This window comes from Brucella sp. TWI432, assembly GCF_039674445.1.
Lineage (GTDB): Bacteria > Pseudomonadota > Alphaproteobacteria > Rhizobiales > Rhizobiaceae > Brucella > Brucella chromiisoli.
In genome coordinates this window covers 990164-1016053 of record NZ_JBDJNL010000001.1, presented here as the reverse complement: position 1 = coordinate 1016053, position 25890 = coordinate 990164, and the positions used below count along the sequence as shown (strand labels likewise).

Below are 25890 nucleotides of genomic sequence, written 5' to 3'. Positions count from 1 at the left end.
CAATAGAAAACCTCCGATTGAAATCGAAGGTCATGTTACCCTTTAAATAAGGGGTCCCGTTTGGATGCCGATAACCCCTTAAATGGGGTCCTTATTCCATGCTTAATCACACACAGCCGCGATCAATCAGATCGGACGAGCGTACGACAAGGCCAAGAGATTCCATTTCGCGAACCATTGCGCCATCGCCAGCTGCAGGCTCCCAAATGCAAGGGAAGTCGCGCAGCCGCTCAATCTCAGCATGGAGAAAGGCACGCGTCGGCTCTGGCGGTGTCGGATAAAACTCGTTCGGTTCACGCTCTAGGGAATCGGTCTTCACAATCTCGCCGTCGAGCATGATGTGAACTGGCTTAGGCTTATTCCCTGTGGCTCTGAAAAGACCGCGCGCGCTAGCTGTCATCAGAAGTTCCACTTCATATAAAACAGCACCACAGCGAGCGGAATCAGTGTGCAAGCGGCAGCAATCAGAATGGAGCGGAACTCGATCATTTATCGCCCTTCTCTATTCTCGATGGATAAGTTTGCTGATCTTTCTGACGGCGCACCTTGTGCCTCCAGTACTCGCGCACCTTCTGCCGTGCGGCATGAAACTGGCGTTCCAGCCAGAGTATCCGTGAGGCCAAGAAGTTTCGAACCACGCTCATGAGCCAATTCCCTCTCGGCTTCGTATGATTTCACTGATGCTTTGCGCACGGCCTCGTACGCACGGAAGATTGCTGCGTAAGCAGATACAGGCATGTCTTTGATTGAACGGTATCGCAGGCGGTGCATCCAAGAGGCAGGCGCTCCATAAAGGCGCTCGGCTCGGTGCATTGCAGCGTCAACAGTATCGCCCGGCCCCCGGAAGGTCCGTTCAAGGATGAATTCGCTCATACCTTTTGCGTTGCTGACAAATTCGACACTCATTTTGTCAGATCCTTCAAAACCTTTGTCAGACATTTCAAAGCTCTCCAGCTACGTTTCAGGACATGGAGAGCCTGAAACGAAACACAGCGTGGAGAATGGATTTGGAATTGATCGGCTACGCGGCATGGCGCGTTTTGCAGAACGCACGAAAGGCCGCGATAGCCCGAAGAAATGACGCGGATGCAGAAAAGCGTGAACCTGCTTTGTTCAAGGTTGAGAGGGAAACCCCGGTCACGCGTCGCCCGGACGCATCCGCTACCGTCGAATATCCGGGCGACCGGAAAAGAACGCGACACAAAGGACGCTCGACGGGTTCGTGAATTTGAGATTGAGCTAGGACGATTATTCCTCATCGCCGCCGTCCTTGCTCGAAAGAGAAGCCGTGCCACGCTTATTGAAAGGTGGCACGGCTTTTTCGTCTGCAGGGAGGTGGGGGGCAGCAGACGAAAGAGAAACTGATTTGGCGCGCTGCATCATGCGCTCCATTGGAGACAACGGAAGGCGATTGCCGCGTTTAACTGACAGCGGCTCTAAGCCAAATTTTTCAAGGTAATTTCGAGCATGTTTTGCCCACACCTTGCGACCCCAACTTGTCGCGCTGAATTCATACGGACGGGCTTCATTAAGCGCTCTCTTGCGCGTCTTGAGATCAGCATCAACCGGAAGGCTTTTATGCACTTCGCCAATCACACCAGAAGCAACAGACTGCCAGTTCATTCCGCACCTCCCTCGCGCGCGTCGCGCGTAAGGGCGTTGAAATACGTCTCAACGAGGGCTTCATGACCTTCAATTTCTTCTTTCTTTTCAGCAACTTCAAACGCAGCAACACGACGAAACGCAGCGCGAGCCGCTTTCGTGTCGTGGCCCTCGCCTTTCATCTCTGCGAAAAGCTCTTTCAGATCGTCAGCAACAGCTTGTTTGGCTTCCTCTCGGTTAAGCCAGCGCTGATAATAAGATTTGAGGCTGGCGTCGCTCATGCGCTTGCCCTCGTACGGGAGCGCTTGGGCGCGGACTTCGCGATGAAGTCCTCTGGCTTGAGCTTAATCTTTCGATCTTGTGCAGCTTCAATCAGCACCGGGACATGCCAATGAGGAATTGCCCCGCCAGTGCCACCCGCGTCTTTCGGCATGCGCCAACGCATCACCGAATGCGGAGAAACGCCGACAATGGTTGCTACAGCGGTCAAACCGCCAAATTCTGTGATGATTGTGTTTGCTGGCTCGTGTCTCATGAACGAGAATGTATGATATTCGTACAATCTTTGCAAGTCAGAATGTACGATAATCCTACGTGCTACAAATTCAGCATTGTGCGAAAATCAAACAATGCAGGATAACGTATCGCAAATGTTCGCTGAATGGGTTGCTAACAACCTAGACAAGAAGGCTGGCAAGACCCAAAAAGGCCTTGCCGAGGCTCTAGGTGTTGCGCACCCTCAAATCACGCAACTTCTTAAAGGAAATCGCGATATTAAAGTCCGTGAAGTTCCAATTATCGCGAGATACCTTGGCGTAGCGCCACCGGTCTGGCCTATTGATATTACACCGAACTTGGATCCAGAAGCTGAAATATTCCGAATTCTTCGTCAAACAGATGGCTTAGACAAGCGCGCTGTAGAATTGGCGTCACTCGCGATTGAAGCTGTATTCCAGGCTAAGAAGAAAAAATCATCAGAGCTTGCCGCTGATGATCAATCACTACTTGCCAATCCCCACCGTGAACCAACCCCATAAGATTAGAGAGCCGCTCGCTGATTTTTTCAATTTCACGCACGGCTTTCAACTCCTCACAGGACAAAGCCTGCTCCAGCATTTCATCAACTGTCGATTTCTTTAAAACCTTGCCGCCTGAGACATAGCTAATCATTTACATCTCCGGTGTTAGATTTTTTCCATCTCATCGACTTCTGGCGGCAACTGATCGCCATGAGCATAGATAAGCTTAGGCGGTTCGAAATCGCCTGTCTCAGCATCGCCGGTATTCGTGAAGGCAATCACCATAGGACTGCTTAGAGCCATGCGCTCGGCTGTGCGCCGTGCATGAGCCACGTCTTTCGCAATGAAAGGCGTATCAGGGTTTAGCTTGCCCCTTGCACCCTTGCTGTAGCTCTGCACGATGAAATTTGTCTGCATTCCCATTACCCGTACTCCCTATCACACTGTTATGTGCGACAGGATGACTCATAAATGAGAACGAAACAAGAACATATTAGGAAAAAATTCACTGCTTAATTAGGGTAACTAAATGTAGTGATACCCCTCGTTACGCGCACAATTTGTGGCTGCGGGCCAACGAATCAAGTTAAACTTGTAGAGGGTATTGTATCTCGCGCATCAGCCAAACATGGCGCGCAGTGTAAATCTTTAGGGAGCGGGGAATGGCAGCTGAATTTGAAGACGTTCTAATCTTATGCAAAACATATCCTAGTCCGAGTAAAAAACATGTGGAATTGTCATGTGTTGCAGGAATAACAAAAACCGGCAATCTCATTCGCCTTTTCCCAGTTCCGTTCCGACTAATGCGCGATGAAGAAAAGTTTGGAAAATGGCAGTGGATAAGGGCTAGGATTGAGCCCTCAAAAGATAGCCGACCAGAAAGTCACTATATTAAGGTTGATACTTTAACGTGCGGAGTACGGCTGGACACAAAGAATAATTGGCAACTTAGGCGTGAACAACTCGATAAAATAGAAATATATGAATCGCTAGAACATCTAGAAAATGTACGAGAAAATTCAGGAGTCAGTCTAGGGCTGATAAAACCTCATAGTCTAATTGACATGGAGATAAAAGAAAGCTCACCTGAATGGACAAAAGAAGACATTGAAAAGCTTACGAAGGCTGAAAAACAAGCGTCATTGTTTGATGATAATAACAAAAAACCTGCGAAGATATTAGAGAAAATACCTTTTGATTTCTATTATATCTTCACAAGCATTGTAAATGGCACTGAAAAACAGTTAAGAACAAAAGCCATCGACTGGGAAGTGGGAGCAGCATATTTAAACTTCAAGAAGCTTTACGGCGATCAGTGGAAAGAGAAATTTAAAGAGAAATACGTTACGCAGTTTCGGAAAAAAGATTTGAGCTTTCTCATTGGCAATCACAATCGCTTTCGCCACCAGTGGATGATTATAAGCATAATCTATCCTCCTAGCGAGAAACCAGTGCCAGTTACCGCGGACTTATTCAGCGGCTTCTAGACGGGCAGTTGGCAGCAATGAGAGATTCCGTTCATATTTCTTTGGATCATCCCCGTACAAATCAAACGATGAAATATTCAGATCACTCAGCTTTTCGGCAATGATTGTTCTATGGCAGGTTTTTGGGTCGCGCTCAAAACAAAGCATACAGGTAATTTTCTCGGATGCCGTTACTGAAAGCTCTGATACCTTAGCCATAGCAGCATCTGTTTCAATGTGCTTCGTATAGATCTTGCGGAATTCATCAAACCGTCCGGCACGGGCTGCGTCTCTACCCGGTTTGGGGTCACCAAGAGGTTGGTAGGAATGATACTCAATTCCAGCATTCTCCAAGTGTTCTTTAAGAGAATTTTTTGAAAAGCCTTTTTTTCGAGAAAGCGGCAGTGCGCGCACATCAGCCAAAACCTGCACACCAACGACTTGAAGCGTACGTATGAACCTGTCGATGTCGGTACCTTCGTACCCGATGGTGTAAATGGTGCTCATACTTAAAATCCTTTTTTGGCTTAGAAAGCACTATAAGATTAACATACCTTTGAAAAAGGGGGAATTTACGCCCTCTTAACGTTTAATGGAGGCAAAGCGTCTTGCCTGCAACATTTAAGCAATCATCAAGCTGGCCAGCGCCACAACAGCCAGAGCGCCGCCACTAGCCCCAACGATGCAACAGCAATCGCGATAGGCAGGCCGAACAATACATCGACCACTCTAAGCGCTGCATTGATGACTAGTGCGATAGCGATCATTTCCAGATTCAAACGCATTAACCACCTCGTTTAGCCTCCCCTCACCGGGAGGCTTTTTTTTGCACCCTGATTCTACACGGTTTGGGGCTGGGTGGAAGGGGTGGCGGAAAATAATTTATGATTTTCGTACATTTCTACTTGCGCATTATGTATGATTATCGTACATTGATCTCAACAAACGAGTTGGGAGCAACGCTCTCAGCCTAACTTGGAGAGAGCAATGAGTGCATTAGATAATCTGACAATTGGAGAAGCGAAGCAGTTAGCTGCAATGTTTGGCGGCGCTGCGGTTCAGGATTCACCAGCAAACCCGCTTATTGGCGAAAAGGTAATTATCCGCGCTTCTGCCGCTGGCGTTCATTACGGCACCCTTGTCTCGGTTGATGGAACAACCGTTATTCTCAAAAACGCTCGTCGCCTCTGGTATTGGGAAGTTGCAAACAAGGCTGGCATTTCCCTTTCTGATGTTGCCGAGCATGGCGTTTCTAAAAACGCGAAAATCTGCGCCACCGTGCCAACGCACACCATCCTCAACGCTGCTGAAATCATGACCACGACCGAAGCGGCTCAGGCTTCGATTGAGGGCGCAAATGACTACCGTCCTTAAATTTCAGGAAGTGAGCTTCAAGGAGAACGGCTACGGCTCCGGCTACGGCGACGGCTCCGGCTCCGGCTACGGCTCCGGCTCCGGCGACGGCTACGGCTCCGGCTACGGCTCCGGCTACGGCGACGGCTCCGGCTCCGGCGACGGCTCCGGCTCCGGCGACGGCTACGGCTACGGCGACGGCTACGGCTACGGCTACGGCGACGGCTACGGCTCCGGCTACGGCGACGGCTACGGCTCCGGCTACGGCTCCGGCTCCGGCTCCGGCTACGGCTACGGCTACGGCTCATAAGCCTTCCGGTTTCCGCCTTACGGGGCGGTTTCCCGAATGCTTATTCAGGAGACAGAATAAATGTCAGGCCAATCAGAATTACAGGCAATCATTGATAACCAGATGGCAAGACTGGCTGCTCTGCGGTCACGTGTGCCTTCACTGACATGCTACGACATGGAAGATCAGCGCGACAGCGGTATGGAAGTAAGCCGCATTCTGGCAGAGCTTGCCGAAGTCAATGCCGATACTGAAATTCAGACGATCGACATGCTTCGCTCTTTCGGCAGCGAAGATGCTCTAAGCTCAAAGCAGCGCATTGATTACCGCCTTGGTCGTCGTGACGACTATTCCGACCTCACATTTACCGCCCTTGAGAACATGCAAACGGCTGTTCTCGAAGCTGCGGAGTGAGGTGGATTATGGTCGAGAAGCGTAAGATTTTCTGCTGCGGTTGCCAGTCGTCAGTTGATGCGCGCCTGACAGACGGCAAGGAGATTTACCCTCATCGTGGCGACTTGTCCTGTCTGCCGTTCTGGAAGTGCGACACCTGCAAGAACTTCGTCGGTTGTCACCACAAGACTAAGAACAGGACGCGGCCGCTCGGGTGCATCCCAACGCCAGCAATCAAAAAGATCAGATCAAGCATTCATGCTGTTCTCGACCCTCTTTGGAAGTCTGGTCGTTTCAACCGATCGGTTCTGTATTCCGACATCGCTCACGTTCTTGGCCTTGAAGAATACCACACCGCCGAACTTCGCAGCGTTGAACAGGCCAACGAAGCCTATCGCGTAATCAGTGAGATAGCCGCCCATGCGTGAACTCACCCGCCTCGAAGCAATCACCGCAATCATAATCGCACTTGTAGCGCCGTATGTCGCGCTCGGATGGGGGATTTGATGACAGCCGATCACCTCACGGCAGAAGCTCAAGCCGAGTTGGAAGCCACTCGCTCCATCATGAGTAAGCCAGAAGGCTTTATTGAGCACCAATTGCGCTCGGCCTTCAAGGATGCTGCCAGAATTTACGGATTCGGCGGCGCTCGCCAACTCACAGCAGAAATCATGAACGATTACGCGCAAAGGGGAAGATAATGGCCGCTCAAGCACTTGATATTAAGCAGGAGAGCAATGCGCCCGTTTACCGTGGCGGCGATGCTCCAATGATTTCCATGATCGAACGCATCGCCATGGACCCGACAATCCCTCTCGACCGTCTGGAAAAGATGCTCGACATGAAGGAGCGCATGGAAGACCGCGCCCGCGAAGACGAGGAACGGCAGGCCAAAAAGGCATATTTCGCGGCAATGTCTAAGTGCCAGGCTGAATTGCCAGTCGTCACAAAGACGCGCAAGAACAGCCACACTAATTCGACATATGCGGACCTAGCAGCAATTGAAGATCAGGCAATGCCGATCATTCACGCACACGGTTTTGCAGTTTCGTTCCAGCCAGATGGCTACAACGACAAGGGCGAGCTACGCATCCTTTGGGAAATCTCTCACGAAGAAGGTCATTCCAGAAATGGTGTAGGTGAAATTCCGGTCGATGGCGCTGGTGCACAGGGCAAGGTCAACAAGACTGGAACGCAGGCATTTGGCAGCACCGCCACATATGGCCGTCGATATCTGCTTTGCATGCTGTTCAACATCAGCACTGGTGATGACCGCGACGGCAATAAGGTGCCGGAACAGTCAGGCCCGATCACAGCCGAGCAGGTGGTTTTGTTGCGTGAGCTTATCGAAAAGTCCGGCGCACAGATCGATCTTGTTTGTGAAAAATACAAGATCGACGCAATTCCAGACCTCCCGTCAAACCTGTTCAATGAGTGCTTTCGAGATATTGAGAATTGGTGGAAGCGTCAACAGAAGTCGAATGGCGGTGCAAAATGACCGATATTGTCCAAGGCTCCGTTGAATGGTTTGCCGCACGGCTTGGACGCGTCACAGCGTCCAGAGTTGCTGACGTAATCGCAAAGACAAAAACTGGCTACGGAGCATCGCGCAAAAACTATCTCGCGGAACTCGTTCTTGAGCGCCTTACCGGAAAAGCAGAAGAAACCTTCACGTCCTCTGCCATGCAGTGGGGCACGGACAACGAGCCTGACGCACGGTCAGCCTATCAGTTCGAAAAGAACACGCGCGTTGTGCAGGTTGGTTTTGTGGCACATCCGCATATTGCAATGACAGGCGCGTCACCTGATGGGCTTGTCGGTGATGACGGGCTTTTGGAAATCAAATGTCCTAATTCAGCAACTCACCTGGACACGCTTCGCACCAATACGATTCCGCCACGATACATCACTCAGATGAATTGGCAGATGGCGTGCACTGGTCGCCAGTGGTGTGACTTTGTTTCGTTCGATCCTCGCTTTCCGGAACACATGCGCTTGTTCGTGAAACGTCATCACCGTGTAGATGCAGACATTCGTGCTCTGGAAATCGATGTGACGCTGTTCCTTAAAGAGGTTGATGAGGCGATTGCTGATCTTGCTACTGAATATCCAGCCTTCACGGAGGCAGCATAATGTCAAGCGCTCCTATCACTATGGAATGGAATGGTGAGGCCATGGTACCAGCCTCTCCTTTTTGGGCCGCGCACGCTGATCGTCAGTTTGTTGTCGGTGAAGTTTACAAGATTGTCGAACACCACGACCGCTCAGAAGCTTCTCACAATCATTACTTCGCATCGATCACAAACGCATGGAACACCCTGACAGATGAAATGCTGGCAGAATATCCAACGCCGGAACACCTTCGCAAAAAGATGCTGGTCAAATGTGGCTATGCCGACGAGCGAAGCATCGTATGCGCCAGCAAGGCCGACGCCGAGCGTATGGCCGCGTTCGTCAAGCCCATGGATGCCTATGCGGTTGTAATCCATCGCGAGGCAGTTGTGAAAGTATTCACCGCTCAAAGCCAGAGCATGAAGGCTATGGGAAAGCGCGAATTTCAGGAAAGCAAAACCGCCGTTCTCGAAGCAATTGACAAATTGCTTGGCGTAGAACCGGGAGAAACAGCGAGGGCGGCAGCATGAGTAAGCCCCTTCTCATCAAAGCCCACGTACGAAGCCGCCCATATGATGCTGTGAAAGTCGAAAAGACGAAGCAGCTTGAAGGTGAAGTACGCGGGCCATTCGACCGTGAGTGCGAACAGTATCTAGATATTGTCCTGTCGCTCACCGATTTCTCGGAGGTGAACCATGGCGCGGCGTGAATTCTCAAAGGAAGTTAAGCGCGCTGCTCTAAAGCGATCTGGCATGAAATGCGAGGCTGTTGGCGAAATGTACGGCTTTGAAGCCGGACAGCGTTGTTGCGCCAGTCTGAGCGCAGGCGTTCAATATGATCACATCATAGCTGATAGCATTGGTGGAGAACCCACGCTGGAAAACTGCGCGGCTGTCTGCATACCTTGCCACGGATACAAAACCCGTACTGTCGATACGCCAAGAGCGGCAAAAACAAAGCGCATGAGTGACAAGGCGAACGGCATAGTTCGCGCAAAAGGTAATTTGAGAAGTCAAGGCTTCCAAAAGACTGAAAAGTCTCCACGCATCGACAAATCCGCCCTTCCGAAATTGCCATTGTCCCGGCTGATGCAGTCAGGGATTGCGAGGATTCGCCCATGACAACGACCATCCCAGAAGCAGCAGTGCAGGCTATGCCAGAGCGCATCTTTCTTGGGTGCGCAGATACGGACAATGAACATCAAGTTTGGACTGATGAAGGCGAAGGTGGCACAGAATATGTCCGCGCCGATCTTGCGCTGCATTTCCTTACGGGGGTGAAGGAGGACAAGGAAGCGTTGTTTGATGAAATGACGCGCCGGTTTGGAAGTCAGAAATACGTATGGGAAACCAGTGAAGATTTCTTTCCAAACCCTGAATATCTTCCTCCTGATGACACGCAAATCGGTGTCGAGTTCGCATACGAATTTCTCAAGCCTTATCTATACGCCCAGACCCCATCGCCGCGTGCGCAGGCGCTGGAGGAAGCGGCACAAGTTGCCGAAGACTACGTTCAATATGACGTGGCCGACGCGATACGACTTCTCTCGTCTCAGCCTGTAACGGACCATGTTGCCGACGCCGGTAAAATGGTTGCGGATGGCTGGTTCCCGATTGAGACGGCGCCGAAGGATGGGACGCAGTTCTTAGCATACAATATAGCAAACGGTTACTACAATTGCTGGTGGCATAAAAATCACCACGGCGAAGAATACTGGATGGATGAAGCCGATACAGAGCCTAATCCCACCCACTGGCGCCCCCTCCCAGCCTCACCGGGGGTGGCGGTATGAGTAAGCCCTTCAAGGTAAAAGACCCCGGACATTTTGGCGACTGTGTAGTCGGTAAATTCAGAACCATTGATGAAGCCATAAAGTGCGCCGAGGAAGTTCTCTCGGAGTACCGAAAGGGCAGCTATAACGATGGCGAATGGTCAATCGACACCGAGGAAATCAGAGTTGTTCAAGGCAAAACGGTCGTTGCTCGCGCTGTAGAATGCAATGTTATCGAACGCCCCGACGATGTTGACGAAGACGGTTATTCGCCTTCTGAAGACCTATGGTTCAACAGCGTGGATCGGTACTGCGATTACAAAATTGAGCGAGTAGCCACCCTCCCTAATGGAGGCAGCGATGCAGACGCATAATCTCAAGATCGATGCTCACCCATTTTCTGACCTCTTATCAGGCGCAAAGACTGGCGAAGTCCGCAACGACGACCGTGGTTTTGAAGTTGGAGACAATGTTCACCTGACATGCATCGACGGTCGAACGATGGATCGCACCATAAGCCACATACAACGCGGCTACGGCTTACCTGATGGTATCTGCGTTCTGTCATACACCCGCCCCGCCGCGCCGGTAGAAGGGTTGGTTCAATCCATTATCGATTTTCTCGAAGCTGATGAAGATAACATCTATCATTTAGACCCGAAAGAACTCGACACGCTGCGCAAGTTTTTGCAACCATCCGCGCCGGTCGAGGGGTTGGAGACGGTTGAATACCAGGTTGAGAAAAACGGCAAATGGTATTCCGATCATCCGCAATCATGGGCTGTTCGTAAAAACAACGGTGCAACAGTCAGAAGGCTGTGCAACCAATCGCAGGCCGAGGCCATCATTGCGGCGGAACGGGATGAGAGAGGACGCGTAGAACGGATAAGAGATTTTTGGTTCAATACAGCCCATTCCCTGAGCGAACAGATTGAAAAACTTGAAGCCGACAACGCGGCGCTGACTGCGCGGGTTAAGGGGTTGGGAGACGAGCGCTACAAGCTGGCTTACGCCATTACGGGCGGTGAAGATGCTCCCGGCTATCTCGACAGCCTGTCTGTAGAAACACTGGTCGAAGTAGCCAGAAAAAACACGCAGCATTGGTTCGCAGAAACCGACCGTGCGGATAAGGCTGAAACCAAGCTTGCAGCTTACGAAAAACAATTGTCGAAGGATCGCAAGTTACGCAACGAAGCCCAATGCGATGCGGATCTATGGCGGTTTTCTGTCGATATGGGCGATCATCCTTCATTGCTTGTGAAGGTATGGAGGCAGCGCAAAGCCCTAGAAACCCAACTCGCGGCGGCGAAGAAGGCGTTGGAAGAAATCGAAATGTATGCGGAGAATATACGTCTGGTTTTAGTTACTCAACTTACGGAACCTATGCGTTCCGCTTTTTGGAAGGGCGTTGCCATCCGCAACCGAGCACAATCAGCCCGCGCCGCCTTGGAGGCCAAGCCATGAAATTCTCATACGCTTTTACACTCATGGCTGGCGGGTTTCTGTCGTCAGGATTCCACTCAATGCCAGAGCCAAAATCAGCGGGAATGTTCTTTTTGTTCGGCGTAATGAGCCTTGTTCTCGGAGCTTGGTCATCAGGAGAAGTCGCATGACCCTCATTGACAGACTATCCAAGCTGGAAGGGCCTGATATGGAAATAACCGAACGCGAAGGATACATTCACGAACTCTCCAAAGGCACTCAATACGGATTTGAGAACGATGCTGCAGCTATTTCCTATCACATGGGCCGCATCGCCCTCTTGCGTGCAAAGGAGGCCAGCTAATGAGCAGAGAAGAATTGAAACGACTTCTTGAGAACATGCTGACTATCGAAGTTTCCGTAACATATTCAGCAGGGTATGGAGATAGCCAGAATGTTGAGGTTTCGATTTTGCTTGATGGTAAAGCTGTCTCATCGAGTAAAAGCACCATTGTTTTCCCGGAGGCCAGCAATGACAAGTAAAGTCGCGCAAATCCGCGAGGAAATGAGTTTCGCACGGGAATTGACCAAGGCACAAATCCTGTTCGTGGCTGTCCCGGTTCTCAATGAAGACGACTATAAGACGCTCAGAATAATTCAAGCTTCGAGAGCGCTAAAACTGAGCGGAGAAGCAAGCCATGGCGAGTAAGGAACTGATCGAGAAGGTGGCGTACGGAGACCGAACACAATCAGAAGCGCTGCGTATTGCCTATGACCGTCTGAAGTTTCTGGGTTGGAAGTTCACCCATCACGATGTTGGCAGGGTTGCGAAGGAGATAATCGAAGCCCTCAACGCCAGCTCACTAGGGGAGCAGAGCGAATGAAGTTAACCGCCGCTATCCTGTTGACCGCAGCTTTAAGCTTCATTGCCGGAGAGAAATGGGCTGTAGGAAACGAGCCTCTCCTTATCAAGCGGAATGAATTGCTGACCCGGTCCATCGAACTCAGTCAGAGCAATCGCGGCGTGATCGAGGATTTCTCAAAACTGATCAAAGAAACAGATTGGTGCGACGGTCGCCAAGCCCTGAAAGGCGGTGAGTAGATGTCGCTTACCAAAGAATACATAGAAAAGCTGATTGACGAAACAGGGCGAGCTGAGGTTTTCGCGAAAGCCCGCGAACTTGGCTGGTCTGCAGACGGCGCACCATTGTTCGTCTGGAACGTCATTTGCCAAGACATTCAACGGGACCGCACCGCACTGCAAGAAAGGGGGAGAGAGTGAGTAACTTATCCTCACCTATTCTTAGCAAGGCCAGCTCGATTAGTACTGATGTTCGAATAGATCAGGTGAATGCGCTTGCTGCCACATGCCGAACACTTCAACAAATGGGCAATGTCTTTGAACAACGCACCGTGATCTGGTCCAAGCTTATCCGCAAGGCCATGCATATCCAGTTTCGCATTGTGATGGCAATCAAGACAACTTGCAGTGATGTATTCGCCATACTTCAAACAATCACCAAGGGTCGCGTTAACGCTAAAGCTTGCCATGCCAGCCTCCTATCAGGCGGCAGCTATTACACCGTGAACGAAACAGAAACAAATCACAATTTCGGAGGGCTTATCGAATGACGGCAAAGGCTTCAATCAGCCAGTCCGATCTTGACCGGATGGCGATCATCGCGACAAAACGCGGAGTGCCTATTGAAATGAAGGATGAAAGAGGACGAATATTCAGGGTCTATCCAACAGTGGACGATCTAAAGCAAGACAATAGCCTTGACCCCGATTTGGCATATGGCGGCAACAATTTAGAACAATGGAGAAAGCGCCGTGAAGGTCGATCTACCCGGAGTGCATCGCGTAAACAAGCGGCTGGCTGACGGCACGACAGCGACCTATTACTATGCATGGCGCGGCGGGCCAAGGATGAAGGCTAAGCCAAACACAGATGCTTTTCTTGCTGAGTATTTCAAACTAACTCGCGATAAGGATGACGCGCCGTTCCAAGGACGGTTAGCCGAGATCATCCGGGAGTACATCAAGTCGCCTGCTTATCAAACGCTTAAGCCTTCCACCAAGGAGGGCTATGATATTGCGATACGCGGGATTGAGGCTGAATTTTACGACATGCCCGTGCGAAAAATATCAGCGCACGGCACTCGCTCCCTTTTCCTGCAATGGCGTGACGAGATAGCTGAGACGCACCCGCGCAAAGCTGATCTATTCATGAGCGTCCTGCAACGTATTCTGGCGTTCGCCTATGACCGTGAAATGATCACCCGGCACCCTCTGGAAAAGGTTGAGAAGGTCAGCGACGGCACAAGGCGCGATCTGATCTGGTCAGATGATGAAATCAACGCAATGCGGTTTGGTGAGAAGAACGACGATGGAGAGCTAATCCGCAAGCCAGCGCCTGAACCAATCGTTCGTGCCCTGATGTTGGCATTATGGACAGGGCAAAGACAGGGCGACCTGTTGAAGCTTACATGGACCGCTTATGATGGCGAGACAATAGCATTGCGTCAGGGGAAAACAGGCGCTCACGTTCGCATGAAAGTTTCAGCAGAACTGAAAGCCACTTTGGACAACGTGAAGCGGGGCAACTCGGTAACGATCCTGACAACGGCGCAAGGCAAGCCGTGGGCTACAGGCTTCAAATCATCGTGGCGTAAGGCCGTTGCAGCCGCGGGGATAAAGGGGAAAACATTCCACGACCTGAGAGGGACCTTCATAACGCTTGCTTATCGGAATGGTGCGTCGATCAAGCATATCGCGGAGGTGTCTGGTCATTCGGAAAAGGATGCTGAAACGATCATCAGGAAGCACTATCTGGTGTCGAGTGCGGCTGTGGAAAAGATCGAAAGCAGAACAACTGCTGTAAACCGAGCATCAAACGGTAAACTGGAAGAGTGACTTATGGTGGCTAAGTCATTGATTTAATGGTCGGAGCGGCGGGATTCGAACCCACGACCCCTTGACCCCCAGTCAAGTGCGCTACCGGGCTGCGCTACGCTCCGAACCATGAAAAATCACTAGATTATAAAGGTTTAAACCGCAAGCCCTTAAAATATGAAAAAAGAACAAAATGAACACAGATGCATGGCGTGTCTAGTGTCAGAACAAAAAACGCCCCCTCGCCCTCCCGCTTCAGACAGAGCGTGTTGCGGATCTATTAAATGAATGGGCATGAACCTCAGAATAGCGTAAAAGCCGCTCAATTCATGCTTGCAGTCGAAAAAAATAACTCTATCTAAGAACTGCGCGGGACGACCCGCGTCTGTGTTCACTATGGGACGGCCCATACCCAAGGAGCACCATAATGGCATGGGTTTATCTTGTACTTGCCGGCAGCCTCGAAATCGTCTGGGCCTATTTCATGAAAAAGTCGGAAGGCTTTTCGCTGCTAACGCCAAGCATCATCACAATCGTTACAATGATCGGTAGTTTCGCCCTGCTTTCCGTTGCAATGCGCAGTCTGCCGCTTGGCACTGCTTATGCTATCTGGACCGGCATCGGTGCCGTGGGTGCCTTCATTGTCGGAATCGTCATTCTGGGTGAGGCTGCAACTTTTTTCCGTGTCGCCAGCGTTACTTTGATATTGGCAGGCATTATCGGCCTGAAATTATCATCATCATAGATTTGAAAAAACAAAAGGGAGGCAAGAGCCTCCCTTTTATCTTATCGAACCTGATCCAGCAGGCGCTTGCACTCTAGAAGATCAAAAAGCGCTTCCTGCAACAAGCCCCGGTTATCCTTGGATGGACGCTTACCATCGGCGCCGATCGGGCCATCCTCCTCACCTTTCAACAAGCCAAAAAGCTTGCGAGCCGGTTGCGGTGGTTTGATGCCATTTGGCAGCGCCATTTCATTATCAGCAGCGTTTTCCATCGCCTGCTTATCAGCCAACGCCTGTTTCTGGCGTGTGATCGCTTCAATGGCCTGCACATCGTCGTTGCCAAGCGCAATGATGAATTGCGCATTGTTTTCACGAAGCAGACGCTGCACGCCCTTGATCGTGTAACCCTGATCATAAAGCAGATGACGGATGCCCTTGAGCAGTTCCACATCAAGCGGACGATAATAGCGGCGTCCCCCACCCCGCTTCATGGGCTTGATCTGGGTAAAGCGTGTTTCCCAAAAACGTAACACATGCTGCGGAAGATCAAGATCCTCTGCAACTTCACTGATAGTCCTGAATGCATCAGGGCTTTTGTCCATCTGCTTGCCCTTTCCAGTGGTTTGGCTTTGCCGTTCAGCAAGCCTGCCAGCCCAGATAGTTCAAATGGCAATCGGCACATAACTCAGTGCCAGCCAAAATATCATAATAATTGGACGCGTTTAACATAAAATTGCTAAACGAAAAGCCCCAATTAATCGCTTCATTATATTAGAGAAACGAGTCACTCCATTTATCCATTATATAATAGAATAACTTTATAAGCACCTGTTCAAATATGACAGGAAGAAAGAGCATTTCCAGCAAAAGTGCGAAGCGGTTTTGCGCGGGATAATGCATGAAGACAAATAGATAGGGCCTTTCCGATGGTTCAATCAAAACAGGCAATGCTCTAAGACCGGGATCTTCAAAAACGAAAAAATCGCCCCGAAGAGCGATTTCATAAAAATTCTATTTTATCTTTTAAACCAGCTATTTCGCCGATTTTGCGCCGCGTTTCTGGTGTTCTTGCAGGATACGCTGCTTGAGAACATTTGATGCTTTGAATGTCATGACGCGACGTGGGAGAATTGGAACTTCCTCACCGGTCTTCGGATTGCGCCCGATGCGTTCATTCTTGTCACGAACCTGAAATGTCGCAAAGGACGACAGTTTTACAGTTTCGCCGTTCACAATGGCATCACAGACTTCGTCGAGAATCATTTCGACCAAAGCTGCCGATTCTGTTCTGGACAAGCCTACCTTTCGGTAAACAGCCTCTGCCAGATCAGCGCGTGTGACCGTCTTACCTCCCATGACCGAACCTACCTGGTTAGCGTTTGAACAGATAATATCCTTAAGTGACAGGAGGTTACACAGATAAACGGCCTTCGGTCAAGCCGCGAGTTTCCTCGCGGCCTATCAAATTTCCAATTACCAGCGCAACAAAACCGCGCCCCAGGTAAATCCACCGCCCATTGCCTCCAGAAGAACGAGGTCGCCCTTCTTGATCCGGCCATCCGCAACCGCTGTTGCAAGCGCCAGCGGAACGGAAGCCGCAGAGGTATTTCCATGGATATCAACGGTGATCACCACCTTATCCTCGGCAATATTAAGCTTTTTCGCTGAAGCGTCGATGATGCGCTTGTTGGCCTGATGCGGCACAAACCAGTCAATATCGTCAGCTGTCAGGCCTGTTTCTGCAAAAGAAGCCTCAATCACATCGGTGATCATGCCCACGGCATGTTTAAAGACTTCGCGGCCCTCCATTCGCAGATGACCGACTGTCTGAGTCGTGGATGGACCACCATCGACAAACAGTTTCTCCTTGTGATTGCCATCGGATCGCAGGTTTGCAGTCAGAATACCACGATCAGACGTCAGCCCCTTGCCTTCGGATGCTTCAAGCACAAGTGCGCCTGCACCGTCACCAAACAACACACAGGTCGTGCGGTCATTCCAGTCGAGGATGCGCGAGAATGTTTCGGCACCAATCACCAGCACCCGCTTGGCCAGACCGCCACGGATATAAAGATCGGCCGTGGTTATGGCATAGATGAAGCCGCTGCAAACCGCCTGCAAGTCGAATGCGAATCCGGTCGTGATGCCAAGCTCACGCTGAATCTCCACTGCACTGGCCGGAAAAGTATGATTTGGGGTCGAAGTCGCAACAAGCACCAGATCGATATCGGATGGCTGAAGGCCTGCATTTTCCAATGCAGCACGTGCGGCATCTGCGCCCAATGATACGGTGGTTTCGCCCTCGCCTGCGATGTGGCGCTGGCGAATGCCTGTGCGCTGAACGATCCATTCGTCAGAGGTTTCTATAACGCCTTCAAAATCAGAATTTTTCATGATCCGCTTGGGGAGAGCAGAACCAATTCCTCTTACGACAGATCTTATCATCGTTTTTCCTGTCCTAGCCTGACTACAGCGAAACATACGTATGCTGGTCAAAATTAGTGCCCGTGTATTGGGGGGCCTTATTTACTTAGCTGCTTCCATTGCCGTCAGTAGACGCAGCGTGCGGATGACTATGATGGAAATGCGCCAGATCCGCTTCAATTTTTTGGAGAAGCTTGTTGCGCACCATGTCATAACCGACTTCAATTGCAGAACAAAATCCTTCTGCGGTCGCACCGCCATGGCTTTTAATGACAACGCCACTCATGCCAAGCAACACACCGCCATTGACTTTGTTCGGGTCCATTTTCTCGCGAACACGATCAAACGCACCTTTCGCAAAAATATATCCGATCTTGGCAAGGAGCGTTCTGGACATGGCCTGACGCAGCAAAGTTGCCGTCTGACGCGCAGTCCCTTCAGCGGTTTTGAGTGCAATATTGCCGGTAAAGCCTTCGGTCACGACCACATCGACTGTGCCCTTGCCAATGTCATTGCCTTCGACAAAGCCGGTATATTCCAGACCTGCCAAGGGGGTATCCCGCAAAATCTGCGCGGCTTCCTTGATCTCATCAAGGCCCTTGATCTCTTCAGTGCCAACGTTAAGCAGACCCACTGTTGGCTTACGAACCTCAAACAGCGCGCGCGCCATGCCAGCGCCCATGACGGCATAATCAACAAGCTGTCGCGCATCGGCACCAATCGTTGCGCCGACATCCAGCACAATGGTTTCGCCGCGCAGGCTTGGCCAGATGGCGGCGATTGCCGGGCGCTCGACATCGGAAAGCATACGCAGGCAGAATTTCGACATTGCCATCAGTGCACCGGTGTTCCCAGCGGAAACACAGACATCGGCATCGCCGGTTTTTACCGCTTCAATTGCCTGCCACATGGAAGACTTACCACGCCCCGAACGCAGCGCCTGACTTGGTTTGTCATCCATCTTGACCGCAACCTGACTGGCGCGAAATTCAGATGCGGCCTGAAGTTTCGGATACCGCGCAAGCACCGGCTCAACCTGTCCGGCAAGTCCAAAAAAGATAAACCGGGTATCAGGATGACGCTCAAGCGCCTTCGCCGCACCAGGGATGACCACTTCAGGGCCAAAATCACCGCCCATGGCGTCAATCGAAATTTTTATCACTCTTGATTATTCCTGTGCGATCCCTAGCCCAAACCTGCTTATACACGCAGAGGGCTTCTCCGCGAAAATAGTGTTTTTCCGGTCGCGCACAACCAGATTCTCTCAACCATCGGTTAAATCACGGCTTCTTAGACCATTCCGAGAGCTTTGCAAAAGGCGAATCAGGCTTATCTTCCTCACCCGTATCACCAAAAACGACTGGTTCAGCATCCACTGGCAGGCCCGGCTTGCGCGGATATGGATCCAGTGCCAGTTCAAAAAACTCTTCGGCAACCGCACCAATATCAATTTTATCGCCAACAAACGTCTCAGGAATATCTGCGCCATCCGCGTCGAGCAGCAATTCACCGCTCTCATCAAGCTGGACTTTGGCCAGACGCGAATCTTCGGGCACAAAAATCGTATCGACATCTTCCGAAACACTCGCATTGATTGGCTCGAGTGTCACACCGCAAGACTGAACGACTTCGGCTTTAATGGTACCGCGCAGGCGAACGCCCTTCTTTTTCCAAGGCGTCAGCAGAAACTCGGCATCAAAGGATTTAACCGCCTGAAGGCCGTGTTCAGATGCCAATGCGGCTCTTTCCTTATCATTGGTTCCAATGTTCACCGTCAAGCCCTTCGCGGGCAGATGAAGAACCGGAACGGGATAGCTCAGTGCCGGTTTATCAGTCATTCTCGTGTGCCTTTATTTCCATATCAGTTGACGTAAACGCCATTTTCTCCACATCCATAAAGGATATGTCGCCCGCTGCCAAAGCCTGATCTTCGATTTTTTGAAGATCATCACGGCAGGCAAAGACATATTCACTCAAATAGTGAGATTGCGGCCATAATTCGAGATCGGGGCGAATATTTCGTGTCAAAGCAGCTGCGAGCGCATTCCTGTCATTGTCGTCGAGGGCCGTACCATAGGAGTTGACGCGCCCATAAAACATGCGTGCAAGCTTTTTCATGCGCTTTGGAACACCCTGATCACCGATTCCCAATTCGCGCAGGGAATGATCGACATCCTTGAAAAACTCGTCTGCAATGTCCTGCGCGAGCGGCATGAGCGGCGAATTTTCGCCCTTCATACGATGCAGGGCCAGAAAAATATGCACCGACAGCATCTCATAGCGCCCCAATGGCGTATCAGGCACCTGAAATTGTGCATAAAAACGTTTTTGCCGCGCCGCCGCCACGATCGTCTCGTAAACGCGAAGCACAACTGTCTCATTTGCCTTAGATTTGCGGCGAAATAGTCGAAGAATCATTATCGTACGACCGTACTTGTTGCATCCAGAAGCAAGGTGGTTTACCGAAGTTCACCCGACGGCGAAAGTGCCGCGCTGATATTGAATGTATGGAGAGGTCTTTGTTGCAGCGAATTTTCCCAAGCGCACGCACACAGCGTGCCCTTCTCGCAGGCACGGCAATTCTCTTTTCGGCGGCTCTTGCCGGTTGCAACACTGCATCCACGCTAAATCCGTCGGAAACGATCACAGAGGGTTACGTGCTTGATCCACAGGCGCTCGACTCGGTGCCGGTGGGCTCCAGTCGTGAACAGGTGCTTCTGGCACTTGGTACGCCATCGACGACGGCGACCTTCGACAATGAAGTGTTTTACTACATTTCGCAGAAGCGTTATCGTGCAGCGCAATTCATGAAGCCGAAGATTATTGACCGTCACATCCTTGCTATCTACTTCGACAAGGACGGCAAGGTAGATCATATCGCTAATTATGGTCTTCAGGATGGCAAGGTCTTTGATTTTGTCTCGCGCACCACGCCAACAGGCGGCAAGGATCAGACCTTTATCGGTCAGATTATTCAGGGCGTTGCAAAAGCCCCGACATCGCTTCCGGGCGGAATGAGTGCGGGCGGCAATAATTAATCCTGCAAATTCATCGCTGGGGCATGTCCAACGAATCCATCAATTGCAGGAAATGCTCTTAAAGAAAAACCCGCCTAACGGCGGGTTTTTTAGTGTTTAAGCATCAAGCCGAATGCGCGAGCACTGCGAGCAGTAAGAGCGCCACAATGTTGGTGATCTTGATGGCCGGATTAACGGCTGGTCCGGCCGTATCCTTGTAAGGATCACCGACAGTATCACCCGTTACCGAAGCCTTATGCGCTTCCGATCCCTTCATGTGTTTGACACCATCAGCATCGGTAAAGCCGTCCTCAAAGCTCTTCTTGGCATTATCCCAGGCACCGCCACCGGATGTCATGGAGATGGCCACAAACAAACCGTTGATGATGACGCCCAGAAGCGACGCGCCAAGTGCCGCGAAAGCAGCCGCTTTGGAGCCGGAAATCAGCAGCACGCCGAAATAGACGACAAGTGGGGCTAGAACCGGCAGGAGCGAAGGAATAATCATTTCGCGAATGGCAGCTTTGGTCAGAAGATCGACAGCCCGCGCATAATCAGGGCGATCCTGTCCCGTCATAATGCCCGGCTTTTCACGAAACTGGCGGCGCACTTCCTGCACCACCGCACTGCCCGCGCGACCGACAGCTGTCATCGCCATACCGCCAAAGAGATAGGGAATAAGACCGCCAAAGATCAGTCCGGCAACCACATAAGGATTGGAAAGCTCAAACGACACCGGCCCCATATTCGCAAAATATGGATAGGTTTGTCCGTTAGCGGCAAAATAAGCAAGATCATTGGAGTAGGCCGCAAAAAGCACCAGAGCACCGAGACCCGCCGATCCAATTGCATAGCCTTTGGTGACGGCCTTGGTCGTATTGCCAACAGCATCAAGCGCATCGGTCGATTTGCGCACTTCGGGATCCAGCCCCGCCATTTCCGCAATGCCGCCTGCATTATCCGTGACCGGACCGAAAGCATCAAGCGCCACGATCATGCCCGCGATGCCAAGCATGGCTGTAACAGCAATTGCCGTACCGAACAGACCAGCGAGCTGATATGTGCTGATGATACCACCCACAATCACAATTGCAGGCAGGGCAGTTGATTCGAGCGAAACAGCCAGCCCCTGAATAACATTGGTGCCGTGGCCGGTAACCGAAGCCTGTGCGATCGAGTTGACCGGGCGCTTGTTGGTGCCGGTATAATATTCGGTGATCACAACAATCAGTCCCGTCACAATCAGACCGATAATGCCACAGATAAACAGGTTGGTGCCGGTGATAGACATGCCTGCAACCACGCCGACCTCGCCCCAGCCAATTGTCAGCGTGTTGGCGACGGCAATACCCACGATGGAAAGCAGGCCTGTTGCAATCAACCCCTTGTAAAGCGCACCCATAATGGAGCCATTAACGCCGAGTTTGACGAAAAATGTGCCGGCAATCGACGTGATGACACAAGCACCGCAAATGGCCAGTGGATAGAGCATCACGCTTGAAAGCATATCCGAGCCAGCAAAGAAGATCGCGCCCAGAACCATCGTCGCAACAACTGTCACGGCATAGGTTTCGAACAAGTCCGCTGCCATGCCAGCGCAGTCACCGACATTATCACCAACATTGTCCGCTATGGTTGCCGGATTGCGTGGGTCATCTTCCGGGATACCTGCTTCGACCTTCCCAACCAGATCGCCGCCGACATCAGCACCCTTGGTGAAGATGCCGCCGCCAAGCCGCGCAAAGATTGAAATCAGCGAAGCGCCAAAGCCAAGTGCCACGAGGGCATCAATAACGGTGCGGTCAGAAGGCGCATAGCCCATCCATACTGTCAGAATAAAATAATACACCGAGACGCCAAGCAGCGCGAGACCGGCGACAAGAAGACCTGTAATAGCGCCGGATTTGAATGCGAGTTCCAATCCTCCCGCAAGACTTAAGGAAGCTGCCTGCGCCGTGCGCACATTTGCACGCACAGAGACATGCATCCCGATGAAGCCAGTCAAGCCAGACAGGACAGCTCCGATGAGAAAGCCGATAGCGGCAGTGATCGACAGCAGATACCAGACTGCCAAAAAGACGACGATGCCAACAATGGCAATCGTGGTGTATTGTCGGGTAAGATAGGCTGATGCGCCTTCACGAATGGCACCAGCAATTTCCTGCATGCGCGCTGTGCCCTGATCCGCTGCCAGAACAGACCGCGTCGCCCATATGGCGAAAAGAACGGAAACTACACCACAGGCAATAACAAGAAGAAGAATTCCGATTCCCATTTAGGCCAACTCCCATTGAGTGCGCACCAGCTATAGACAGATCGCTCGCAATCAAGTTTGCAATTGCCTGCACACATTGGCGCATGAAAGGCCCGAAACCCCTCCCCGGACCTGGAATAGCGGCAAGGAAGAACCTGAAGCCGACCATTCACCGGGCTTCTTCGGCTTGTTCATCAGCTATTTATGCATTTGAGCATTCTCAATGCCGCGCACCCAACATGCGGAAGCCATCTTAAAAGGTCAAGCCGTAGTTTTTTGCATAACCACGCAAAAAGGCTACGAAAAATCGTAGCCTTTTTAATCAGCATTGCAGTGAGCGATACTTATCTGCCACGCGCCTTGGAACCGCGGCTTTCGCCGCGCAGTTCAAAGGCAAGACGATCCAACACGGCATTAACAAGCTTTGGCTCATCTTCGGTGTAGAAGGCTTTGGCAATATCCACATATTCCGAAACGATCACGGCAGTCGGCACATCCTTGCGGGTTTGCAATTCCCATGCACCCGCACGCAGAATGGCACGCAGTGTCGAGTCGAGACGCGATAGCGGCCAATCTTCGGTCAGCGCCTGATGAATCACCGGGTCGAGCTTTAACTGGCTATCGACAACGCCTGCAACAATGGCACGGAACCATTGTGGATCAGCGTCGAGATACTGCGTACCATCGACTTCCTTGCCAAGTCGGTGCGCTTCATATTCCGCCACGACTTCCATGACGCCTGTGCCGGCGACATCCATCTGGTAAAGCGCCTGTACGGCTGCAAGACGTGCAACGCCACGCTTATTTGCAGTGCGCGGAAGATTTGGTGCCGAACGGCCTTCAGAAGAAGAAGTCATCGTATCAGGCTCCGAATTTCTTACGCAGTTCAATCATGGTGAGCGCAGCACGAGCCGCAAAGCCACCCTTGTCCTTGTCTTCACGACGCGCACGCACCCAGGCCTGTTCATCATTCTCAACGGTCAAAATACCGTTGCCGATAGCAAGACCTTCTTCCACGGAAAGATCGGTCAGCGCACGGCAGGATTCATTGGCAACAATATCAAAATGATAGGTTTCACCGCGAATAACCGTGCCAAGAGCCACATAACCATCGTAATAAGTGCCGCCATTTTCCGCGCCATCAAGTGCGAAAGAAATGGTCGCGGGCACTTCCAGTGCACCAGGCACTGTCACAACGTCATAGGTCGCGCCAGCCGCATCAAGAGCAGCCTTCGCGCCGTCCAGAAGCGCATCGGACAGTTCCTCATAAAAACGCGCTTCAACAATGAGCAAATGCGGCGCGTGCGCCTCGTGCTTCGACATGAGAGACTCCATGGCAGAAATCGCGGACCGCAACACCTGCGGTCAACGCTGAATTCGAAAAATGCTGTTATAGCTTTAGAATGTAGGCTCTAAGCTTATTTCTGATATTGCGCAAGCCTTGCTGCATATCGCGCGAGCTGATCAATCTCAATATTGATCCTGTCGCCCACCTTGCGGTCGCCCCAGGTGGTCACTCCCAGCGAATGACGAATGAGCAGAACATCAAACTCGTTTCCATTGACACCGTTGACCGTCAGCGAGGTGCCATCAAGCGCGACCGAGCCCTTCTGCGCAATAAATGGTGCAAGCTCTTCCGATGCGCGCAGGGTGAAGCGTACAGCATCGCCCTCTTCCTTGCGTTCAACAATTTCTGCCTGTCCATCAATATGGCCGGAAACCAGATGACCGCCCATTTCATCGCCAAGCTTGAGCGAGCGCTCAAGATTGATGCGGGTGCCACTTCCCCAAGTGGAAATCGTGGTCAGACGCAACGCTTCTTCCCATGCCTCGACTTCAAACCAGCGGGCATTTGTGCCTTTTTCCGGCAGCGCCACAACGGTCAGGCACACACCAGAGCAGGCAATTGACGCACCAAGCTCAATTGTCTCCGGGTCATAGGCTGTTTCAATACGCAGCAAAACGCCTTCATTCAAAGGCTTGATACGATCCACTTTACCGATATCGGTGACAATCCCAGTAAACATCACGTTTTCCTTACATACTCGATACAGGCATCGTCGCCGTATTGCGTTTCGCGCAAAATTGTAAATTCATCATCGATATGGGATTGCAGACCTGTAACGGCAACCCCATGCATCGCGCCGATTTCTACAGGTGAATGGAACAGGATAAGCCGGTCTACCAGCTCTTCTTTCAGAAAATTCCTGGCAACATTGGCCCCGCCTTCAACCAGCACGGAAGAAATTCCCTCTGCTGCAAGATCGTCCATCAGCTCCGGTAAAGCGATACGACCTTCATGACTTTCCGCTGCAACAATGCGGCATCCGGCTGCTTGCATCTCATAGCGCCTTTCCGGCGCAACGTTTTCGCAACACGAAAGCCACAATGGAACGGCTTCCGAACTGCGAACAAGCCTTGAATCGAGCGGTAATTTCAATCCGCTGTCCAATATGAGGCGAATGGGTGAGCGTTGTTCCAATCCCGGAAGACGGCAATTGAGGATGGGATCATCAGCGATTGCCGTATCAACCCCGATGAGAATCACATCGGTCTGTGAACGCAAAATATGTGACTGGGCACGTGCAATCGGACCGGTAATCATGACCTGCCCCTCGCCTTTTTTTCCGATAAAGCCATCGGCAGAAAGTGCAAGTTTCAGAATCACTTCCGGGCGTTTTTTAGAAGATCGATTCAGATAACCCGCCAGATCATCCGCCGCCTTGACCGACAGAACGCCCGGCACCACTTCAATGCCTGCTTCGCGCAATATGGCAAAGCCTTTTCCGCTCACTCTTTCATCAGGATCAGTAGCCGCAACGACCACGCGCGCGACACCTGCGCGCACCAGCGCTTCCGCACATGGCGGCGTGCGGCCATGATGCGCACAAGGTTCCAGTGTGACATAGGCTGTAGCGCCCTTTGCCGCTTCGCCTGCATCGGCCAGAGCCTGCGGCTCGGCATGAGGACGGCCACCAAGTGCCGTGACACCACGTCCGACGATGATACCGTCCTTGACAATGATCGTACCGACTGACGGGTTTGTGCCGGTCAGCCCCTTGTTGCGGCGTGCAAGGCGGATCGTCGCCTCCATGAAACGAACATCATCCGGCGTGACATTGGTATGCGGAAATTCCACTCGGCTCATC

General features: G+C 51.5%; 46 protein-coding genes and 1 tRNA gene. 27 read left to right on the top strand and 20 right to left on the bottom strand.

The features are described from left to right. Positions 1–106: 106 nt before the first annotated feature. A complete protein-coding gene (locus ABE527_RS05100; protein ID WP_499696304.1) occupies positions 107–400 on the bottom strand; it encodes a hypothetical protein in 294 nt (97 codons plus the stop codon). 89 nt (positions 401–489) lie between these two features. Further along, entirely contained in the window at positions 490–939 is a 450-nt protein-coding gene (locus ABE527_RS05095) for a hypothetical protein (RefSeq protein ID WP_499696303.1), read from the bottom strand. Positions 940–1001: 62 nt separating this feature from the next. Here ABE527_RS05095 and ABE527_RS05090 point away from each other — a divergent pair, with 62 nt between their 5' ends. Continuing rightward, on the top strand, positions 1002–1226 hold the full coding sequence (locus ABE527_RS05090; RefSeq protein ID WP_499696302.1) for a hypothetical protein: 225 nt from the start codon (positions 1002–1004) through the stop codon (positions 1224–1226). 22 nt (positions 1227–1248) lie between these two features. On the opposite strand, the gene ABE527_RS05085 is transcribed toward ABE527_RS05090, so the two are convergent. From ABE527_RS05085 to ABE527_RS05075, 3 genes are read right to left on the bottom strand one after another with little or no spacing between them, the layout of a single operon-like run. Continuing rightward, complete coding sequence (locus ABE527_RS05085) at positions 1249–1623, bottom strand: hypothetical protein (protein ID WP_499696301.1); 375 nt, start codon at positions 1621–1623, stop codon at positions 1249–1251. Next, on the bottom strand, positions 1620–1883 hold the full coding sequence (locus tag ABE527_RS05080) for a GapR family DNA-binding domain-containing protein (protein ID WP_499696300.1): 264 nt from the start codon (positions 1881–1883) through the stop codon (positions 1620–1622). The genes ABE527_RS05085 and ABE527_RS05080 overlap by 4 nt, the downstream gene beginning before the upstream one ends. Further along, on the bottom strand, positions 1880–2137 hold the full coding sequence (locus ABE527_RS05075) for a carph-isopro domain-containing protein (protein ID WP_499696299.1): 258 nt from the start codon (positions 2135–2137) through the stop codon (positions 1880–1882). The genes ABE527_RS05080 and ABE527_RS05075 overlap by 4 nt, the downstream gene beginning before the upstream one ends. A gap of 94 nt (positions 2138–2231) precedes the next feature. On the opposite strand from ABE527_RS05075, the gene ABE527_RS05070 reads away from it, so the two are divergent. Continuing rightward, a complete protein-coding gene (locus ABE527_RS05070; RefSeq protein ID WP_499696298.1) occupies positions 2232–2639 on the top strand; it encodes a helix-turn-helix domain-containing protein in 408 nt (135 codons plus the stop codon). A 147-nt stretch (positions 2640–2786) separates the two neighbouring features. Here ABE527_RS05070 and ABE527_RS05065 read toward each other — a convergent pair whose 3' ends face one another. After that, positions 2787–3044 carry a hypothetical protein gene (locus ABE527_RS05065; protein ID WP_499696297.1) on the bottom strand — a complete coding sequence of 86 codons (258 nt, stop codon included), beginning with the start codon at positions 3042–3044 and terminating at the stop codon, positions 2787–2789. A gap of 239 nt (positions 3045–3283) precedes the next feature. On the opposite strand from ABE527_RS05065, the gene ABE527_RS05060 reads away from it, so the two are divergent. After that, positions 3284–4108 carry a DUF8757 domain-containing protein gene (locus tag ABE527_RS05060; protein ID WP_499696296.1) on the top strand — a complete coding sequence of 275 codons (825 nt, stop codon included), beginning with the start codon at positions 3284–3286 and terminating at the stop codon, positions 4106–4108. Here the strand turns inward: ABE527_RS05060 and ABE527_RS05055 are convergent. Then, positions 4091–4594 carry a DUF488 domain-containing protein gene (locus ABE527_RS05055; RefSeq protein ID WP_499696295.1) on the bottom strand — a complete coding sequence of 168 codons (504 nt, stop codon included), beginning with the start codon at positions 4592–4594 and terminating at the stop codon, positions 4091–4093. The genes ABE527_RS05060 and ABE527_RS05055 overlap by 18 nt on opposite strands. 125 nt (positions 4595–4719) lie before the next feature. Continuing rightward, the gene (locus tag ABE527_RS05050) at positions 4720–4872 is read right to left on the bottom strand and encodes a hypothetical protein (RefSeq protein WP_499696294.1); all 153 of its coding nucleotides are present in this window, start codon (positions 4870–4872) and stop codon (positions 4720–4722) included. A gap of 202 nt (positions 4873–5074) precedes the next feature. Here ABE527_RS05050 and ABE527_RS05045 point away from each other — a divergent pair, with 202 nt between their 5' ends. From ABE527_RS05045 to ABE527_RS04940, 22 genes are all read left to right on the top strand, one after another. Continuing rightward, positions 5075–5461 carry a DUF6948 domain-containing protein gene (locus tag ABE527_RS05045; RefSeq protein ID WP_499696293.1) on the top strand — a complete coding sequence of 129 codons (387 nt, stop codon included), beginning with the start codon at positions 5075–5077 and terminating at the stop codon, positions 5459–5461. Continuing rightward, entirely contained in the window at positions 5445–5750 is a 306-nt protein-coding gene (locus ABE527_RS05040) for a hypothetical protein (RefSeq protein ID WP_499696292.1), read from the top strand. Before ABE527_RS05045 ends, ABE527_RS05040 begins: the two co-directional genes overlap by 17 nt. A gap of 60 nt (positions 5751–5810) precedes the next feature. Beyond that, complete coding sequence (locus tag ABE527_RS05035) at positions 5811–6143, top strand: hypothetical protein (RefSeq protein ID WP_499696291.1); 333 nt, start codon at positions 5811–5813, stop codon at positions 6141–6143. Between the two features lie 8 nt (positions 6144–6151). Beyond that, positions 6152–6550, top strand: coding sequence for a zinc-finger-containing protein (locus ABE527_RS05030; RefSeq protein WP_499696290.1), 399 nt, complete (start codon positions 6152–6154; stop codon positions 6548–6550). A gap of 78 nt (positions 6551–6628) precedes the next feature. After that, positions 6629–6823, top strand: coding sequence for a hypothetical protein (locus ABE527_RS05025; RefSeq protein WP_499696289.1), 195 nt, complete (start codon positions 6629–6631; stop codon positions 6821–6823). Then, complete coding sequence (locus tag ABE527_RS05020; RefSeq protein ID WP_499696288.1) at positions 6823–7620, top strand: ERF family protein; 798 nt, start codon at positions 6823–6825, stop codon at positions 7618–7620. The genes ABE527_RS05025 and ABE527_RS05020 overlap by 1 nt, the downstream gene beginning before the upstream one ends. Next, positions 7617–8255 (top strand): lambda exonuclease family protein, encoded by a 639-nt coding sequence (locus tag ABE527_RS05015; protein WP_499696287.1) that lies wholly within the window; start codon positions 7617–7619, stop codon positions 8253–8255. The genes ABE527_RS05020 and ABE527_RS05015 overlap by 4 nt, the downstream gene beginning before the upstream one ends. Then, positions 8255–8764: a hypothetical protein gene (locus tag ABE527_RS05010; RefSeq protein ID WP_499693642.1), complete on the top strand. Its 510-nt coding sequence runs from the start codon at positions 8255–8257 to the stop codon at positions 8762–8764. The genes ABE527_RS05015 and ABE527_RS05010 overlap by 1 nt, the downstream gene beginning before the upstream one ends. After that, on the top strand, positions 8761–8943 hold the full coding sequence (locus ABE527_RS05005; RefSeq protein ID WP_499693641.1) for a hypothetical protein: 183 nt from the start codon (positions 8761–8763) through the stop codon (positions 8941–8943). Before ABE527_RS05010 ends, ABE527_RS05005 begins: the two co-directional genes overlap by 4 nt. Continuing rightward, entirely contained in the window at positions 8930–9355 is a 426-nt protein-coding gene (locus ABE527_RS05000; protein ID WP_499696286.1) for an HNH endonuclease, read from the top strand. Before ABE527_RS05005 ends, ABE527_RS05000 begins: the two co-directional genes overlap by 14 nt. Continuing rightward, positions 9352–10026, top strand: coding sequence for a DUF551 domain-containing protein (locus tag ABE527_RS04995; protein ID WP_499696285.1), 675 nt, complete (start codon positions 9352–9354; stop codon positions 10024–10026). The genes ABE527_RS05000 and ABE527_RS04995 overlap by 4 nt, the downstream gene beginning before the upstream one ends. Next, the gene (locus ABE527_RS04990) at positions 10023–10379 is read left to right on the top strand and encodes a hypothetical protein (protein WP_499696284.1); all 357 of its coding nucleotides are present in this window, start codon (positions 10023–10025) and stop codon (positions 10377–10379) included. The genes ABE527_RS04995 and ABE527_RS04990 overlap by 4 nt, the downstream gene beginning before the upstream one ends. Next, positions 10366–11469, top strand: a complete 1104-nt coding sequence (locus ABE527_RS04985) for a DUF3850 domain-containing protein (RefSeq protein ID WP_499696283.1) — start codon at positions 10366–10368, stop codon at positions 11467–11469. Before ABE527_RS04990 ends, ABE527_RS04985 begins: the two co-directional genes overlap by 14 nt. A gap of 145 nt (positions 11470–11614) precedes the next feature. Beyond that, positions 11615–11791 (top strand): hypothetical protein, encoded by a 177-nt coding sequence (locus ABE527_RS04980; RefSeq protein ID WP_499696282.1) that lies wholly within the window; start codon positions 11615–11617, stop codon positions 11789–11791. Further along, positions 11791–11970 (top strand): hypothetical protein, encoded by a 180-nt coding sequence (locus ABE527_RS04975; protein WP_499696281.1) that lies wholly within the window; start codon positions 11791–11793, stop codon positions 11968–11970. Before ABE527_RS04980 ends, ABE527_RS04975 begins: the two co-directional genes overlap by 1 nt. Beyond that, on the top strand, positions 11960–12136 hold the full coding sequence (locus tag ABE527_RS04970; RefSeq protein ID WP_499696280.1) for a DUF1382 family protein: 177 nt from the start codon (positions 11960–11962) through the stop codon (positions 12134–12136). The genes ABE527_RS04975 and ABE527_RS04970 overlap by 11 nt, the downstream gene beginning before the upstream one ends. Continuing rightward, positions 12126–12311, top strand: coding sequence for a hypothetical protein (locus ABE527_RS04965; RefSeq protein WP_499696279.1), 186 nt, complete (start codon positions 12126–12128; stop codon positions 12309–12311). The genes ABE527_RS04970 and ABE527_RS04965 overlap by 11 nt, the downstream gene beginning before the upstream one ends. After that, complete coding sequence (locus ABE527_RS04960; protein WP_499696278.1) at positions 12308–12529, top strand: hypothetical protein; 222 nt, start codon at positions 12308–12310, stop codon at positions 12527–12529. Before ABE527_RS04965 ends, ABE527_RS04960 begins: the two co-directional genes overlap by 4 nt. Next, entirely contained in the window at positions 12530–12709 is a 180-nt protein-coding gene (locus tag ABE527_RS04955) for a hypothetical protein (protein WP_499696277.1), read from the top strand. Next, the gene (locus ABE527_RS04950) at positions 12706–13059 is read left to right on the top strand and encodes a hypothetical protein (protein WP_499696276.1); all 354 of its coding nucleotides are present in this window, start codon (positions 12706–12708) and stop codon (positions 13057–13059) included. The genes ABE527_RS04955 and ABE527_RS04950 overlap by 4 nt, the downstream gene beginning before the upstream one ends. After that, complete coding sequence (locus ABE527_RS04945; protein ID WP_424576107.1) at positions 13056–13310, top strand: hypothetical protein; 255 nt, start codon at positions 13056–13058, stop codon at positions 13308–13310. Before ABE527_RS04950 ends, ABE527_RS04945 begins: the two co-directional genes overlap by 4 nt. Then, entirely contained in the window at positions 13261–14343 is a 1083-nt protein-coding gene (locus ABE527_RS04940; protein WP_499693632.1) for a tyrosine-type recombinase/integrase, read from the top strand. Before ABE527_RS04945 ends, ABE527_RS04940 begins: the two co-directional genes overlap by 50 nt. Positions 14344–14370: 27 nt before the next feature. Here the strand turns inward: ABE527_RS04940 and ABE527_RS04935 are convergent. Next, positions 14371–14447 (bottom strand) — tRNA-Pro (locus ABE527_RS04935). A 302-nt stretch (positions 14448–14749) separates the two neighbouring features. Here ABE527_RS04935 and sugE point away from each other — a divergent pair. Next, the gene (gene sugE / locus ABE527_RS04930; protein WP_265983393.1) at positions 14750–15067 is read left to right on the top strand and encodes a quaternary ammonium compound efflux SMR transporter SugE; all 318 of its coding nucleotides are present in this window, start codon (positions 14750–14752) and stop codon (positions 15065–15067) included. 41 nt (positions 15068–15108) lie between these two features. Here sugE and ABE527_RS04925 read toward each other — a convergent pair whose 3' ends face one another. The 6 genes from ABE527_RS04925 to ABE527_RS04900 all read right to left on the bottom strand — a co-directional run bounded on the left by ABE527_RS04925 (position 15109) and on the right by ABE527_RS04900 (position 19888). After that, positions 15109–15648, bottom strand: coding sequence for a MerR family transcriptional regulator (locus ABE527_RS04925; RefSeq protein ID WP_499696275.1), 540 nt, complete (start codon positions 15646–15648; stop codon positions 15109–15111). Between the two features lie 430 nt (positions 15649–16078). Continuing rightward, on the bottom strand, positions 16079–16402 hold the full coding sequence (locus ABE527_RS04920) for an integration host factor subunit alpha (RefSeq protein WP_265983391.1): 324 nt from the start codon (positions 16400–16402) through the stop codon (positions 16079–16081). Positions 16403–16519: 117 nt separating this feature from the next. Further along, complete coding sequence (locus tag ABE527_RS04915) at positions 16520–17491, bottom strand: beta-ketoacyl-ACP synthase III (RefSeq protein WP_265983390.1); 972 nt, start codon at positions 17489–17491, stop codon at positions 16520–16522. Positions 17492–17576: 85 nt separating this feature from the next. Continuing rightward, complete coding sequence (gene plsX / locus ABE527_RS04910; RefSeq protein WP_265983389.1) at positions 17577–18632, bottom strand: phosphate acyltransferase PlsX; 1056 nt, start codon at positions 18630–18632, stop codon at positions 17577–17579. Positions 18633–18750: 118 nt separating this feature from the next. Then, positions 18751–19308 carry a YceD family protein gene (locus ABE527_RS04905; RefSeq protein WP_265983388.1) on the bottom strand — a complete coding sequence of 186 codons (558 nt, stop codon included), beginning with the start codon at positions 19306–19308 and terminating at the stop codon, positions 18751–18753. Next, a complete protein-coding gene (locus ABE527_RS04900; protein ID WP_499696274.1) occupies positions 19301–19888 on the bottom strand; it encodes a ubiquinol-cytochrome C chaperone family protein in 588 nt (195 codons plus the stop codon). Before ABE527_RS04900 ends, ABE527_RS04905 begins: the two co-directional genes overlap by 8 nt. Before the next feature lie 101 nt (positions 19889–19989). Between ABE527_RS04900 and ABE527_RS04895 the strand changes: the two genes are divergently transcribed. Next, positions 19990–20508 (top strand): outer membrane protein assembly factor BamE, encoded by a 519-nt coding sequence (locus ABE527_RS04895; protein WP_265983386.1) that lies wholly within the window; start codon positions 19990–19992, stop codon positions 20506–20508. 103 nt (positions 20509–20611) lie between these two features. Here ABE527_RS04895 and ABE527_RS04890 read toward each other — a convergent pair whose 3' ends face one another. The 5 genes from ABE527_RS04890 to ribD all read right to left on the bottom strand — a co-directional run bounded on the left by ABE527_RS04890 (position 20612) and on the right by ribD (position 25889). Continuing rightward, a complete protein-coding gene (locus ABE527_RS04890; RefSeq protein ID WP_265983385.1) occupies positions 20612–22762 on the bottom strand; it encodes a sodium-translocating pyrophosphatase in 2151 nt (716 codons plus the stop codon). Positions 22763–23085: 323 nt separating this feature from the next. Continuing rightward, the gene (gene nusB / locus ABE527_RS04885) at positions 23086–23598 is read right to left on the bottom strand and encodes a transcription antitermination factor NusB (protein WP_499696273.1); all 513 of its coding nucleotides are present in this window, start codon (positions 23596–23598) and stop codon (positions 23086–23088) included. A gap of 4 nt (positions 23599–23602) precedes the next feature. Continuing rightward, a complete protein-coding gene (locus tag ABE527_RS04880) occupies positions 23603–24064 on the bottom strand; it encodes a 6,7-dimethyl-8-ribityllumazine synthase (protein ID WP_265983383.1) in 462 nt (153 codons plus the stop codon). A gap of 95 nt (positions 24065–24159) precedes the next feature. Next, positions 24160–24768, bottom strand: a complete 609-nt coding sequence (locus tag ABE527_RS04875; protein ID WP_265983382.1) for a riboflavin synthase — start codon at positions 24766–24768, stop codon at positions 24160–24162. Then, entirely contained in the window at positions 24768–25889 is a 1122-nt protein-coding gene (ribD, locus tag ABE527_RS04870; protein WP_499696272.1) for a bifunctional diaminohydroxyphosphoribosylaminopyrimidine deaminase/5-amino-6-(5-phosphoribosylamino)uracil reductase RibD, read from the bottom strand. The genes ABE527_RS04875 and ribD overlap by 1 nt, the downstream gene beginning before the upstream one ends. Position 25890 lies beyond the last annotated feature (1 nt).